Genomic DNA, 14,080 nt, shown 5'->3' on the forward strand with positions numbered 1-14,080 from the left:
GTCTCGAGTTGGGATGTCAGTACGGAAGCGGTGTCAGGCGATCGCCTTGACCGCGTTGGAGTAGATGCTGGCGGGACGGGCGAGGCCGTAATGCTCGCGCAGCGTCGTGCCGGTGTAGTCCTCGCGGAACAGGCCGCGCTTGCGCAGGATCGGGACGACTTGCTCGGCGAAGACATCGAAGCCGCCGGGCAGCCAGGGCGGCATCACGTTGAAGCCGTCCGCCGCGCCGTTCTCGAACCAGGTCTGGATGTTGTCGGCGATCTTTTCCGGCGTTCCGGCAATGACCCAGTGGCCGCGCGCGCCGGCAAGGCGCTGCACCAGCTGTCGAATGGTCGGCTTCTCGCGATCGACGATGTCGACCACGAGCTTGAAGCGGCTGGCGGCGCCGCGCGCGCTCGCGGTGTCGATGAGGTGGCGCGGGACGGGACCGTCGAGATCGTAGGCGGTGAGATCGAGCCCGATCATCTGGCGGAGCTGCGTGAGGGAATACTCCGGCTGGATCAGCGCGTTGAACTCGTCCTGAAGCCGATCGGCTTCAGCCTGCGTGCTGCCGATAAAGGGGCTGATGCCGGGCAGGATCTTGATCTCGTCGGGACCGCGATCGAAGCTGCGGGCCTGGCGCTTGATGTCCGCATAGAAGGCCTTGGCCGAGTCCGGGGTCTGGTGCGCGGTGAAGATCGCCTCAGCGTATCGGGCGGCGAAGGAACGGCCGTCGTCGGAGGAGCCGGCCTGCACATAGACCGGCCGGCCCTGTGGCGTGCGCGAAATGTTCAGCGGGCCGCGCACACGAAAATGCTTCCCGACGTGGTCGAGCGTGTGGATCTTGCTGGTATCGGCGAAGATGCCGGATTCGGGGTCGTTGACGAGCGCGTCGTCCTCCCAGCTATCCCAGAGTCGCGAGATGACATCGAGATACTCGCGGGCGCGTTCGTAGCGTTCGTGGTGAGGAGGGTGCTCTGGCAATCCAAAATTCTGTGCGGCCTGCGGTGCGCTGGTGGTCACGATGTTCCAGCCGGCGCGCCCCCGGCTCAGATGATCCAGTGAAGCGAACAGGCGTGCGAGATTGTAGGGCTCGGTATAGGTGGTCGATGCGGTTGCGATCAGGCCGATGCGCTGGGTCACCGCGGCGATCGCCGCGAGCCAGGTGATCGGCTCGAAACGAAAGCGCTGGGCGTAGCGGACGTTGTCGGCCAGTGCTGGCCCATCGGCAAAGAAGATGGCGTCGAACTTGCTCGCCTCGGCGCGTTGCGCCAGCTCCTGATAATGAGTGATGTCGAGAATGCGGTCTGGTTCAGATCCCCTGTAGCGCCACGCGGCTTCGTGGTGGCCGCCGGGGTAGATGAAGAGGTTGAGTACAAGCTGCCGTTGGTTGCTCATGGTTCGAATGCCCAGATTCGATGGCCGGAGTGGCTACGAGACGTAAGGGGTGGTTTGCGACCCCGGCTTTCGCGCGAATGCAAAACGCAGATGTCGTTCGAGGCAGAGGCCCTCCGATGTGCGCTTCGTCTCGACCAGCGCGGCAAAAGCTGCGTCGATTTCTGCTCGTTCAGCTTGCGAAAAGTCGCCGAGGAAGTTGCCGAATGCGCGCCTGGTGTCGACATCGTTCTATCCAAAATGTCCTACGCGCCGTAGAGACGGCGTGATCGCGACCAACTCTATGTTGCCGGAACGAGAAATGTCGATGAAATGGATTTGCGTTGTTCGGCGTGATGCGAGCATGAATCTAGCGGCGGCAGCGAGCGAAAGAGATGATGTTGCGGGTTCATGATCTCGATTAGAAGGCGCTGCGCCGGGGCGAATGTCCGGTGCTCTCCAGGGCTCATTCCACGCGGTCAATGCAAATAACGAACGGACACGCCGTCACCGCAGGTGCATCTGTTTCCCGCTTGCCTTCAACTTTGGAAGCTATTTCCGAAGCCCTTGCGTTAGCATCGTGTAACTGAACACAGGCTGCATTGATGCAGCTTCCACGGAAGATCCCGCAAGATGCGATTGTCGTCAGAGCAGACGGCAGTCCCGCAAGAGGATCGATCGCAACATTACTGTCTTTCACTCCGCCGTCGCATCAGCGATCGGCGAACGGCGGAGCCTTGTCCAAATGGATCGCGGTCTCGGGGAAGATGACATGACTGACGGAATCACCATCGACAACGACATTCCGCGTTCGGATATCGTCAAGCGGTCGGCCCGCATCGGCGCCGAAATCAGGAACATCAAGCTCTCTGGCGATCTGCCGGATCGGACGATTGCGGCGATCAACCAGGTTCTCCTCGAGCACAAAGTCATCTTCTTCCGAGACCAGAACCATCTGGATGATGCCGAACAGGAGCGGTTTGCTCATCGGCTCGGCAAGTTGGTGCCGCATCCGACGGTTGGCGCGACAAAAGGAACGGCGTCGATCCTGGAGCTCGATTCCGGACGCGGCGGTGGCCGCGCCGACCAGTGGCATACCGATGTCACCTTCGTCGACGCCTATCCCAAGATCTCGGTTCTGCGCGGCGTCGTGATCCCCGAGTTCGGTGGCGATACGATCTGGTCGAACACGGCCGCGTCCTATCTCGATCTGCCGGCGCCGCTGCGAAAGCTCGCGGACGAGCTCTGGGCGGTGCACAGCAATGCCTACGACTACGCGGTCAAGACCCGCGCAAGCGAAGCCGATCGGAAGCAATTCGAGGAGGTCTTCACGGCGACGGTCTACGAGACTGAGCATCCCGTTGTCCGCGTCCATCCCGAAACCGGAGAGCGCACGCTGGTGCTCGGCAATTTCGTGCAGCGCTTCGTCGGCCTGTCGAAATACGACAGCCAGAAATTATTCGACCTGTTCCAATCCCACATCACCGCACCCGAGAACACGGTGCGCTGGAGCTGGCGTCAAGGCGATGTGGTGATCTGGGATAATCGTGCCACCCAACACTACGCCGTGAACGATTACGGCGACCAGCACCGCGTGGTCCGGCGGGCCACCATCGATGGCGAGGTGCCGGTCAGCATCGACGGTCGCAACAGCGTCACCCGCATCGAGGCGGCGAAGCCGCAGGCGAGAGCCGCCTGAACGAGTTGGAGTTATGAGAATGATAATCGCTATCTCCACTTTGCGCCGTCTGGTTGCGGGCCTGCGCGCAAGAGGCCGCCAGCTTGCTCTCGCTAGCATCGCGCTGGCCGGCCTGGTTGGCCAAGCCATGGCCGAGCCGCAGCTCGAAAAGACCGAAATCCGCTACCAGGGCTGGGCTGGCCAGGTGACGTTCATCGAGCTGGCCGATGACCTCGGCTATCTCGCGCCGCTGAAGCTGAAATGGGTCGGCAACACCATCAGCGGTCCGCAGGACATCCAGACTGTCGTCACCGGTGACATCGACATCGGCGGCGCGTTCTATGGCGCGATCATCAAGCTGATCGCGGCCAAGGCGCCGATCAAGGCCGTGGTCGGCTACTACGGATCGGACGACAACACCTATAACGGCTATTACGTGAAGGAGGACAGCCCGATCAGGATCGCTCGGGACCTGATCGGCAAGAAGGTCGCTGTCAACACGTTAGGGGCGCATCTCGAGTTCGTGCTGCGCGAATATCTCTCCCGCAACGGTTTGACGCCGGCGGAGGCAAAGCAGGTGACGCTGGTCGCGATTCCGCCCGTCACCGGCGAGCAGGCATTGCGACAGGGGCAGGTCGAGATCAGCACGCTCAATGGCGTGTTGCGCGACAAGGCACTCGAACGCGGCGGCATCCGCAGGCTGTTTGCGGATACGGACATCTTCGGAAACTTCACCGGGGGGTCTTACGTGCTCCGGGACAAATTCATCAAGGACAATCCCAACACCTCCCGGGCGTTGATCGAAGGCGTCTCGCGGGCCATTGCCTGGGCGCAGACCACCCCGCCTGAGGAGGTCCGGGCCCGCTTCGAACGCATCATCGCCGAGCGAAAGCGCAACGAGGACGCCACGCCGATCAAATACTGGAAGAGCACGGGCATAGCGACCAGAGGCGGCGTGATCAGCGACGCCGAGCTGCAGGTGTGGATCGACTGGCTGGTCAAGGATGGCTTGTTGAAGCAGGACCAGCTCAAGCCGTCGGACCTCTATACCAACGAGTTCAATTATTTCCGCCCGGGCAAGACCGCGGAGGCCAAATGACGAGGGCCAAGATCCGCTTCGAGCATGTCTGCAAGGATTTTTCGGTGCGCGGCGAGGATAGTGGGCCGGCGCAACGCTTCACCGCGCTGGACGACATTACGCTGGATGTTCGGACCGGCGAATTCCTTGCCCTGGTTGGGCCGAGCGGGTGCGGCAAGTCAACCCTGCTGGACCTGCTCGGTGGCCTGACGGCGCCGAGTAGCGGGCGTATCCTCCTCGACGGCAAGGTCATCGAAGGAGCTGCGCGCGATCGCGGTATTGTATTCCAGCAATACGCGCTGTTCCCCTGGCGCACGGCCGCGCAGAACGTCGAATTCGGGCTCGACATTGCCGGCCTGAAAGCCAGGGAGCGGCGGGAGAAGGCGTTGCACTACCTCGATCTGGTCGGACTGTCCGGCTTTGCCGACCGTTATCCGCACGAGCTCTCCGGCGGCATGAAGCAACGCGTCGCGATCGCGCGCAGTCTCGCCTACGACCCCGAGGTGCTGCTGATGGACGAGCCCTTTGCGGCGCTGGACGCACAGACGCGCGAGACGCTTCAGGGCGAGCTGCTGCGGATCTGGCGCAGCACCGGGAAGACCATCCTGTTCATCACGCACGGCATCGATGAGGCCGTCGTGCTCGGCCAGCGCGTGGCGGTGATGACCTCGCGTCCCGGCCGCATCAAGCAGATCGTCGACATTCCCGATGAACTGCACAGCGAGACCGAAGACGTCCGGTCACTGCCGCAGTTCGGGCATGTCAGGCACGCGGTGTGGTCCTTGCTGCGCGACGAGGTGCTGAAGGCGCAAGGGGCTCAGGTAATTGCAGCTGAAGGCGAGCTTGCCGCAAAGACGAAGGAGGTGGCTCATGTCTAATCTGGAGATCCTGACGCTGCTGGAGCTCGCCGAGGGGAGCCCGAAGGATCGGGCTAGGCAACGCGCTGGCGCGCTCTCCGCGGCGACGGGGAGCCTCGTGAAAGGGTTCGGCGCCATTGGGCAGCGCTCTCTGTTGGTGCTGTTGTTTTTGGCGACATGGGAGATCGTTCCGCGGCTCGGGCTGGTGGATGTGACGTTCCTGCCCCCGTTCTCGGAGGTGATCGCGGCCGGCTGGCAGCTTGCTCAGACGGGAGAGCTTTACGACGATGTTGCCGCAAGCATGCTACGAGCGCTCAGCGGCTTCCTGATCGCAGTCGTCCTGGTCGTGCCGCTCGGGTTGGTCACCGGGTGGTACGCCCGGCTCGGCGACTTCCTGAACCAGATCATCGAGATTGCGCGCAACACGGCCCCGCTGGCGTTGCTGCCGGTCTTCATCCTGCTGCTCGGGATCGGCGAGCTCTCGAAGGTCACCATGGTGGTCTATAGCTGCGCATGGCCGCTGCTGCTCAATACAATCGCGGCCGTGCGTCAGGTTGATCCGCTCTTGATTAAGTCCGCACGGACGATGGGGGCGACGCCGAACCAGCTGTTCCGCAAAGTGATCCTGCCGGCGTCGCTGCCGACGATCTTCGTCGGTATACGGTTGGCGAGCGCCTCCGCGATGCTGGTGCTGGTCGCATCCGAGATGGTCGGCGCGAAATCCGGGCTCGGCTATCTCATCATCAACAGCCAATACAGCTTTCTGATCCCACAGATGTATTTTGGCATCCTGGGGATTACCGTGATCGGCCTCGTCTTCAACGCGATCCTCGAGGCGCTGGAACGCCGCCTGATGCGCTGGAAGGCGCCGGCCGCCTAACCCTGCTTGTTGCGGGCGGTGGCCTGCGTCACGATGCTGTTCGGCGGCACGTCCTGGGTGACCCAGACGTTGCCGCCGATCGTCGCGCCCCGGCCGATCGTGATCCGGCCGAGGATGGTTGCACCGGCATAAATCACGACGTCGTCCTCGACGATCGGATGCCGTGCATCGCCCTTGATCAGATGGCCATCATCGTTGGTCGGAAAGTGGCGCGCGCCGAGCGTCACGGCCTGATAGATACGGACATTGTCGCCGATGATCGCGGTCTCACCGATCACCACGCCGGTGCCGTGATCGATGAAGAAGCCGGATCCGATGCTGGCGCCGGGATGAATGTCGATACCGGTTCTGGTATGAGCGATCTCCGCGACAAGCCGGGCGATCAAGCGCGCATTGAGCCCATCAAGGATATGTGCCAGCCGGTGATGGATGATCGCCGTCATGCCCGGATATCCGATCAGGATCTCCGGAAAATTCCTGGCTGCGGGATCGCCGACGAAGGCGGCTCTCAAATCGGAGATCAGCAGGCCGCGCACCGCGGGCAGGCGCTCGCCGAACTGCCGCGTCAGCGCGACCGCGTCCTCGCGCCGGTAGCCCGGGATCAGCTCGTCGCCGACGAATCGCGCGCCGCGGTGGATCTGGTCGCAAAGCCCGTCGAGGGCGATACTCAGGCGATTGCCGACGAAGTAGTCGATATTCTCGCCGTCGAGGTCGAACTGACCGTAATGCCTCGGAAACAGCGCCTCGGTGAGGCCATCCAGAATGGCCTGAAGCGCCTCGCGCGAGGGCGCGCGCCGCGCCTCTCCGTCGCGCCTGATGCTGTGCGTTTCTTCGCGCGAGAGGCGAAGCTCGGCGACAATCCTGTCAAGCTGCCAGCGCCCGCCGCTGGGCGATTCCGGAGGGTTATCTGACATGGGCCAACGGAATGCTGATTTCGGCGAGGAGGTCAAGGTCGAAATCATGTGTGATCCTGATGTACTGGCCGTTCCAGTACACCAGGCCCGACAGCTCGCGGGATAGCTCGAAGCTCAACAGGCTGCCGATAATGATGCCATGCGAGTGCCGCTCGATGATTTCCTCGACCTTGCATTCGATGGTTGCGAGGGTGTCGCTAAGCAGCGGCACGCCGGCCGCCCCCGCGGACCATCGGATCCCGTCGAAGCGCTCGTGGCCCTTCAAGCTGCCGTCGCTGAAACGCCCGGCAAGAGCCTGCTGGTCAGATCCCAGAACGTTGACGCCGAATACGCCGTAACGCGCTATTCGAGCGAAGGACGAGGCCTGCCGGTTGACGCTGACCAGCAGCCGCGGCGGACTGGCGCTGAGCGACGTCAGGGACGTCACCGTCATGCCGGTGATGTCCTCGTCGCAGCCGGCCGTGATGATGGTGACGCCGCCGGCCAGGCGCCGCATCACGGCTCGAAACTGGTTCTCGACCTCGTCATCGCCGCTGACCAGATGAATGTCGGACTTTCCCATCTGTCGCTCCTCGCATCGGACGCCGTGGATCGGCCTGTTCGCTCTCAGAAGAAGCTCTTCGCGGGCAGCGGCGTGCCGTTGATCTCGTGCTCGCCGCGCGGATGAGACCATAGGCCGGCCCAGTTGTGGCTCGGCGCGGTCATGTTGAAAGCGTTGACGCGCAGCTCGCGAGGTCTCGTCATGGTCTAGTCCGATCGTCAATTGCGAAGAACATCTCGTGCGCCCGACCATTTTTAGCATTTTGCGTGGGCGAGTTTTTTTCCAATTCAGCGGAGGCGTGGAAAGAAACGCGTTACGAAGCGGCGTTGATACAGGACGCGCATCGCTATTTTTCTGACACGCTCGACAGCCGAAGAATCCAACCGCATCATCTTCGTCGACAAGCACGGCTTGCCGCGCGCGACGCGCGCTCTGGAGATCGAAAGGGAATTGCAGATGGCGTTGGAGACCCGGAACTTCGAGACGCTGGCGTTGCATGGTGGATCGTACCGCACCGACCCCGCCACCGGTGCGGTGGCGGTTCCGATCTACCAGACCACATCATTCCAGTTCGAAAGCACGGATCACGCCTCGCGCCTGTTCGCGCTCGAGCAGCTTGGTCCGATCTACACCCGTATAGGAAATCCGACCCAGCAGGCCTTTGAGGATCGGCTTGCCGCACTTGAGGGCGGGGCGGCCGCCCTCGCAGTTGCCTCCGGGCAGACGGCTTCCGCCTTCGCGATCTTCAACATTGCCCAGGCCGGCGACAACATCGTGTCCTCCACTGATCTTTACGGCGGTACCTGGACGTTGCTGTCGCAGACTTTGAAGCAGTTCGGCATCGAGGTCCGCTTTGTCGATCCTTCCGATCCCGAGAATTTTCGTCGGGCCGCGGACGCAAAGACGCGAGCCTATTTCGGCGAGACGCTCCCAAACCCGAAGCTGAATGTCTTTCCGATTAAGGAAGTCGCGGATATCGGCCGCTCGCTCGGCGTTCCGCTCATCCTGGACAACACGGCGTCGCCCCTGATCGCGCGACCGTTTGAGCACGGCGCTGCCGTGATTGTCTATTCCACGACCAAATATATCGGTGGCCATGGCACCGCGATCGGTGGCGCCATCGTCGATGGCGGCAATTTCGACTGGGCGGCACATGCGGACCGCTTCCCGCTTCTGAATAAGCCCGACGAGGCCTATCACGGCGCGATCTGGACTGAGGCCGCGAAGCCGCTCGGTCCGATCGCCTACATCCTGCGGGCTCGCGTCAAGCTGTTGCGGGATCTGGGCGCGTCGATCGCGCCACAAAATGCTTTTCAGTTCATTCAGGGTCTCGAAACCCTGCCGCTGCGCATCCGGCAGCACAACGAGAATGCGGTCAAGGTCGCGAACTTCCTCGCCAGGCACGCCTTGGTTTCGAACGTGATCTTCCCCGGACTGCAAAGCGGGGAGAACCGGCGCAGGGCGGACGCCTATCTGAAGGGCGGCTTTGGCGGGCTGGTCGGCTTCGAGCTGAAAGGGGGCGTCGAAGCCGGCCGGCGATTCATCGATGCGCTCAAGCTATTCTATCACGTTGCCAATATCGGCGACGCCCGCTCGCTGGCCATTCATCCGGCCTCAACGACGCATCAGCAGCTGACTGCCGCTGAGCAACTCGCCGCCGGCGTCACGCCCGGCTACGTCCGCCTGTCGGTCGGGATTGAGCATCCCGACGATATCCTCGCGGATCTCGGTCAGGCGCTGGCACAGGCCGACGCCGGCGCTGGTACACGCAAGGCGGCGTGAAACCCGGACCCGGTTGAGCAAATTGGCCGCTTTTCCAGAACAGTTGTCGATAACGGCCGACGTGTTGGTTGTCGGTGGCGGCATGGCGGGGGCCTGGGCCGCGACATCCGCCGCGCAGGCCGGGGCGAAAGTCGTGCTGGCCGACAAGGGTTATTGCGGCACCAGCGGCGTCACGGCTGCCGCGGGGCCCGGCCATTGGTGGGTGCCGCCGGATCCTGCCGCGGCGCGAGACGCGGCCGTCGCGAATCGTATCGCCGCCGGCCTCGGTCTTGGCGAAGCAGACTGGATGTATCGCATCCTCGACCAGACTTGGCGCACGCTGCCGACCCTCGCGCGCTATTATAAGTTCGGGACCGATGACGAAGGGCGGGTGAACTACCGCGCCGTGCGCGGGCCCGAATACATGCGCGCCCTGCGGCAGCAGGTGCTGAGCTACGGCGTCACGATCCTCGATCAATCGCCCGTTCTTGAACTTTTGGCACGATGCGACGGCTCGATCGGCGGTGCCCGTGGCCAGCGTCGGCAGGATGGCAGCCGCGCTTATCGGGTCGAGGCAGGGGCTGTGGTGCTCGCGGCCGGCGGGACCAGCTTCCTGTCCCATCTGCTGGGATCGCGAACCAACACGGGCGACGGCTATCTCATCGCGGCGGAGGCCGGCGCCGAGATGTCCGGCATGGAGTTCACTGCGGCCTACACCATTGCGCCGGCGCATTCGACGATGACGCGAAGCATGGCCTATGCGTTCGCGACTTATTACGACGCCGACGGGGGCGAGCTCGATCTTCCCTTCGGCCCCGACCAGACCGTCCGCCTGGCCCGCGCGCTCCAGCGCGGCCCGGTCTATTGCACGCTGCAGCGTCTGCCTGATGACGTCAAGGCGCGGTTGCATACGATCTCGCCGAACGTGCCGCTGGTGTTCGACCGCTGGGGCATCGATCCCTACCGCGACCGGTTCGAAGTCACCCTGCACAACGACGGCACAATCCGCGGTATTGGCGGTGTGCGCGTCCATGATGTGAACGGCGCTACGTCGGTGCCGGGACTGTTCGTCGCAGGCGACAATGCATCGCGCGAAAAGGTCGCGGGCGCGATTTCCGGCGGCGGCAATGTCAACTCGGCGTGGGCGCTGTCGTCCGGCGTATTCGCAGGAACCGCGGCCGCGCGCGTCGCGCGCAGCATGAAGAGTCGTTCTGCGGAGCTCACCCCGCTTGGACGTGCCGGGCTACGTCCGCATGGCCGGCCACAGGACATTGACGTGGCCGCAACCAGGGACCGCGTGCGCGCCGAGATGCATCCGTTCGACAAGAACTTGTTCCGCACCGGGGCAGGGCTCGCGGCCTCTTCGCAAACACTCGAAGATTTATGGAGTGAAGTGGCCAATCACGGACAGGCGGGCTCGATCGCCTTGCGCGAGACAGCGGCGTTGCTGGCCACGGCGCGGTGGTCCGTTGCGACCGCGGCAGCGCGTGATGAGAGCAGGGGACTTCACCGTCGCGAGGATTATCCCGCACGAGATCCGCGATTGGCCGCGCGCCTGCTCAGCGGCGGACTGGACCAGGTCTGGGTCGCGCTGGATCGTCCATCTGCAAGCGCCCAACCTGGTCAACTCGAGACGACGTCATGATCGAGCTCATCGTCGCGGAGCGCTGCACGGATTGCGGGGCCTGCATCGAGGTGTGCCCGGCCAATGTGCTCGATCCCGGCACCGACGGCTTGCCGGTTCTCGCGCGCGTCGAGGATTGCCAGACCTGCTTCATGTGCGAGCTCTATTGCCGTGCAGATGCGATCTACGTCGCCCCCGATTGCGACCGCCGCGTCTCGGTCAGCAGGGAGGATGTGCTGGCGTCCGGACGTCTCGGACAATATCGCAGGCACTCCGGCTGGGATGAATGGGCGGAGCACTTTCCCAACGAGCAATGGCTGATGGAGACCGTCTTCCGCCGCGCCGGCGAGGCAGCGGCTCAATCGCGGGCTGAGCGGCCTGAGGGCCTCGGCGGCAAGAAATAGAGGCAGTCAGATCAGCGGGAGGCCGACGACAGCACGTCTGCCGGATGCTTGTCGTTGTGCTCGACATATTCGACCAGCGTCTGGTCCGGATGCCGCACCAGCATGTTGCGGCCTGTCGGGACCGGCTTCGGCGCTTCCAGAATCGTCGCGCCGACCGTCGGAAGATACGCGGCAAAAGCCTCGATGCCCTCCACCATGAAAGTCATGTGCGTCGCGGCGAACCGCTTCAGGCTATGCTCGGTTCCGGCGATGAGCAGGATCGATGCGACCTGCGCCAGTCTCAGGTCGTACTCGGGGTAGTCAAAGCGAAGGCGCGCTTTCTGGCCGATCAGCGTTTCGTAAAAGGCGACGGCCGCATCCAGTTCTTCGAGCGGCAGGCAGCGCCGCGTCAGGATGTTGAGGATTTTCATGAGCCAGGTCCTTGATCTCCACTCAAGATTGGATCGCTAGCGGCGATGTCAAGGCGTGAGCGCTGGGGCGCCGTCGGCGCACCGCATGCAGAAGACGAATTCTTATGCCTCGATCGGAAGCGTCATCCTGTTGTTGCCCGATGCCGATGATCTTTGAAAAGACTATCTTGCGCCGAGCGCCTAGCATGTCCGCATCAAAGCCATCATGAACGCGTGACATGAACACTCTCCGCATTGAAAACAAGCGCGCTTCCATCAGCGTGCGGTCGCCGATCGTCGTCAATCAGCTCGGCGCCGAGATTCGTGGCGCCCTTGCCGATCACTGGTCCCGTCCGCTGATCATCGACCATCCCGCCGATCGCGCGCCATGGGAGATCGCGCCTGAAGCCGACGTGTTGCTGACGCGGCCGCTGGCGGGCTGGCACAAGGCGCCTGCGGAGAAGCCTGCCGGCTGGCCGTTCGGCCTGCGCTGGATCCAGACCGCATCGACGGGCGTCGATTTCTTCCCGACCTGGCTGCTCGACGGTCCCGTGGTCACGGTCGGCCGTGGCATCTCGGCCGATCCGATCGCGGAATATGTGCTTGCAGCGATCCTCGGCTTCGAGAAACGTATCCATGACATCCGGCCGCGCAGTCGCGAGCAATGGAAGATCACCCCGCTGGGCTCGCTCAGCGGCAAGACGATCGGCATCGCGGGCTTCGGTGCGATCGGCCGCGCCGTCGTGGAGCGGCTCAAGCCGTTCGGCGTCAACATCAGGGTTTTGCGGCGCTCGGCCTGGCCATATGTCATTCCCGGCATCGAGCCCGCCGATAGCATCGAGAAACTCGTCGAGGTCTCCGATCATCTCGTTCTCGCGCTGCCGGCGACGACCAGGACGGCGCGTCTGATCAACGCCGCCGTGCTCGCGCGCGCCAAGACATCGCTGCACCTGATCAATGTCGCGCGCGGCCGCATCGTCGATCAGAACGCCCTGTTGCAGGCGCTGGACGAGGGGCGAATTTCCGGTGCCACGCTCGATGTCACCGATCCGGAGCCTCCGCCGGACAACGACCCGATCTATGACCATCCCAAGATCGTCCTGACCCCGCACGTGTCGTGGACGGGAGGAGGGGACGTCAAGCGGCTGGCCGACAAGACGCTGGTCAACCTCGATGCCTATGCGCATGGCGTGCCGCTGGCCGACGTCTTCGACAGGAATCTCGAATACTAGAAAAGGAGCCGCTGCAATGAACAAGGTCGTCGAGAAGCCCAGGAAATACTCGCTGATCGAGCGCACGCCCGCGGCGTCGTTCGAGGAAGAACGTCTGCATCGCAAGCAGCGGCTCGCGGCAACGTTCCGCCTGTTCTCGCGCTACGGCTTCGATCAGGGTCTGGCGGGTCACGTCACCGTGCGCGATCCGGAATTCCCTGAACGCTTCTGGATCAATCCGCTGTCGAAGCATTTCAGCCAGATCAAGGTCTCGGACCTCCAACTCGTCGACCACGACGGCAACATCCTGATCGGCGACAAGCCGATCAACCAGGCCGGCTTCGTGATTCACTCTGCGATCCACGCCGCGCATCCGGAGGTGATCGCGGCGGCCCACACCCATTCGACCTACGGCAAGGCTTGGTCGGCGCTCGGCCGTCTGCTCGATCCGCTGACGCAGGATTCCTGCGCCTTTTACGAGGATCACGTGCTGTTCGATCCGTTCTCGGGTGTCGTGCTGGAGGCGGAAGAGGGCCGCAAGATCGCGCAAGCGCTGGGGTCCAAGAAGGCCGCCATCTTGCAGAACCACGGCCTGCTCACGGTCGGACCGACGATCGAGGCGGCCGCCTGGTGGTACATCGCGATGGACAATGCCGCGCGCGCCCAGTTGCTCGCCGAGGCCGCCGGCACGCCAAAGCCGATCCCTCACGAGATCGCCAGCCTGACCTCGCGACAGGTCGGCACGCACAAGGGCGGCTATTTCAGCTTTCAACCGTTGTGGGACTGGATCACCGAGGCCGAGCCGGATTTGTTCAACTAGGGCTCGAGGCTTCTGGGCCGGGCCGATCGTCCGCCGGAATTGCGCCGCGCCCTGACATCGTGAAATATGATGGCCGGCGGCTTGCCTTGTTCACGCAAGTCGACACTGCAACGGCGAGGAGCAGAGCGACATGGCCATTGGTTTGCCAAGCGAGGTCGAAGTCATCACATTGTTCGTCGATGACATCGCGTCATCGCGGACCTTCTACACGAGGGTTTTCGCATGTGAGACCATCTGGGAGGATAAGGTCTCATCCGTGCTCAGATTTGGTGGGCTCTTGGTCAACCTTCTCGACGTTTCGCAGGCGTCTCCGCTCGTTGAGCCGCTGCGCGTCGGGGTGTCCTCCGCCGGCCCGCGCGTGCTCCTGACGATCAGGGTTGTCGACGTCGACCAAGTGTGCGCGGCCCTTCGGGAGATCGGCGTCGATCTGCTCAATGGGCCGATCGATCGCCCTTGGGGAAGGCGAACCGCGTCCTTTGCCGATCCTTCAGGTCATGTCTGGGAGATCGCACAGGTGCTCGAACGGGGATAGAGAAACATTACATGGGAGAGCACTGGCTCGCGAGCTTC

The 14,080-nt window shown here is 63.3% G+C and carries 15 protein-coding genes; 10 read left to right on the forward strand and 5 right to left on the reverse strand.

Going from position 1 to position 14,080, the window contains the following annotated elements; genetic code table 11:
* Positions 1-33: 33 nt before the first annotated feature.
* Positions 34-1,377: an LLM class flavin-dependent oxidoreductase gene (locus tag ABID59_RS34135; protein ID WP_148752472.1), complete on the reverse strand. Its 1,344-nt coding sequence runs from the start codon at positions 1,375-1,377 to the stop codon at positions 34-36.
* 748 nt (positions 1,378-2,125) lie between these two features.
* Here ABID59_RS34135 and ABID59_RS34140 point away from each other — a divergent pair.
* Genes ABID59_RS34140 through ABID59_RS34155 form a run of 4 tightly spaced genes read left to right on the forward strand, consistent with a single transcriptional unit; the run spans position 2,126 to position 5,846 of the window.
* Positions 2,126-3,052, forward strand: a complete 927-nt coding sequence (locus ABID59_RS34140; RefSeq protein ID WP_354086270.1) for a TauD/TfdA dioxygenase family protein — start codon at positions 2,126-2,128, stop codon at positions 3,050-3,052.
* Between the two features lie 19 nt (positions 3,053-3,071).
* Positions 3,072-4,130, forward strand: coding sequence for an ABC transporter substrate-binding protein (locus ABID59_RS34145; RefSeq protein WP_354086271.1), 1,059 nt, complete (start codon positions 3,072-3,074; stop codon positions 4,128-4,130).
* Positions 4,127-4,987, forward strand: coding sequence for an ABC transporter ATP-binding protein (locus ABID59_RS34150; RefSeq protein WP_354086272.1), 861 nt, complete (start codon positions 4,127-4,129; stop codon positions 4,985-4,987). Before ABID59_RS34145 ends, ABID59_RS34150 begins: the two co-directional genes overlap by 4 nt.
* A complete protein-coding gene (locus ABID59_RS34155) occupies positions 4,980-5,846 on the forward strand; it encodes an ABC transporter permease (protein ID WP_354086273.1) in 867 nt (288 codons plus the stop codon). Before ABID59_RS34150 ends, ABID59_RS34155 begins: the two co-directional genes overlap by 8 nt.
* Here ABID59_RS34155 and epsC read toward each other — a convergent pair.
* The 3 genes from epsC to ABID59_RS34170 are packed head-to-tail and all read right to left on the reverse strand — an operon-like array spanning position 5,843 to position 7,504.
* A complete protein-coding gene (epsC, locus tag ABID59_RS34160) occupies positions 5,843-6,760 on the reverse strand; it encodes a serine O-acetyltransferase EpsC (protein WP_354086274.1) in 918 nt (305 codons plus the stop codon). The genes ABID59_RS34155 and epsC overlap by 4 nt on opposite strands.
* Positions 6,750-7,322, reverse strand: a complete 573-nt coding sequence (locus tag ABID59_RS34165; RefSeq protein WP_354086275.1) for a flavin reductase family protein — start codon at positions 7,320-7,322, stop codon at positions 6,750-6,752. Before ABID59_RS34165 ends, epsC begins: the two co-directional genes overlap by 11 nt.
* 44 nt (positions 7,323-7,366) lie before the next feature.
* Entirely contained in the window at positions 7,367-7,504 is a 138-nt protein-coding gene (locus tag ABID59_RS34170) for a hypothetical protein (protein WP_354035952.1), read from the reverse strand.
* A 253-nt stretch (positions 7,505-7,757) separates the two neighbouring features.
* On the opposite strand from ABID59_RS34170, the gene ABID59_RS34175 reads away from it, so the two are divergent.
* From ABID59_RS34175 to ABID59_RS34185, 3 genes are all read left to right on the forward strand, one after another.
* Positions 7,758-9,083, forward strand: a complete 1,326-nt coding sequence (locus ABID59_RS34175; RefSeq protein ID WP_354086276.1) for an O-acetylhomoserine aminocarboxypropyltransferase/cysteine synthase family protein — start codon at positions 7,758-7,760, stop codon at positions 9,081-9,083.
* 61 nt (positions 9,084-9,144) lie between these two features.
* The gene (locus tag ABID59_RS34180; RefSeq protein ID WP_354086277.1) at positions 9,145-10,707 is read left to right on the forward strand and encodes an FAD-binding protein; all 1,563 of its coding nucleotides are present in this window, start codon (positions 9,145-9,147) and stop codon (positions 10,705-10,707) included.
* Positions 10,704-11,090 carry a 4Fe-4S dicluster domain-containing protein gene (locus ABID59_RS34185; RefSeq protein ID WP_148752465.1) on the forward strand — a complete coding sequence of 129 codons (387 nt, stop codon included), beginning with the start codon at positions 10,704-10,706 and terminating at the stop codon, positions 11,088-11,090. Before ABID59_RS34180 ends, ABID59_RS34185 begins: the two co-directional genes overlap by 4 nt.
* Positions 11,091-11,101: 11 nt before the next feature.
* On the opposite strand, the gene ABID59_RS34190 is transcribed toward ABID59_RS34185, so the two are convergent.
* Positions 11,102-11,500 carry a VOC family protein gene (locus ABID59_RS34190; RefSeq protein WP_354086278.1) on the reverse strand — a complete coding sequence of 133 codons (399 nt, stop codon included), beginning with the start codon at positions 11,498-11,500 and terminating at the stop codon, positions 11,102-11,104.
* A gap of 218 nt (positions 11,501-11,718) precedes the next feature.
* On the opposite strand from ABID59_RS34190, the gene ABID59_RS34195 reads away from it, so the two are divergent.
* The 3 genes from ABID59_RS34195 (at position 11,719) to ABID59_RS34205 (ending at position 14,042) form a co-directional block, all read left to right on the forward strand.
* A complete protein-coding gene (locus ABID59_RS34195) occupies positions 11,719-12,711 on the forward strand; it encodes an NAD(P)-dependent oxidoreductase (protein WP_354086279.1) in 993 nt (330 codons plus the stop codon).
* Positions 12,712-12,727: 16 nt separating this feature from the next.
* The gene (locus tag ABID59_RS34200) at positions 12,728-13,510 is read left to right on the forward strand and encodes a class II aldolase/adducin family protein (RefSeq protein WP_354086280.1); all 783 of its coding nucleotides are present in this window, start codon (positions 12,728-12,730) and stop codon (positions 13,508-13,510) included.
* Positions 13,511-13,640: 130 nt separating this feature from the next.
* The gene (locus ABID59_RS34205) at positions 13,641-14,042 is read left to right on the forward strand and encodes a VOC family protein (protein WP_354086281.1); all 402 of its coding nucleotides are present in this window, start codon (positions 13,641-13,643) and stop codon (positions 14,040-14,042) included.
* Positions 14,043-14,080: the final 38 nt, after the last annotated feature.

Origin of the sequence: Bradyrhizobium sp. S3.3.6, from assembly GCF_040546905.1 — a bacterium.
GTDB classification, from domain to species: Bacteria; Pseudomonadota; Alphaproteobacteria; order Rhizobiales; family Xanthobacteraceae; genus Bradyrhizobium; species Bradyrhizobium cytisi.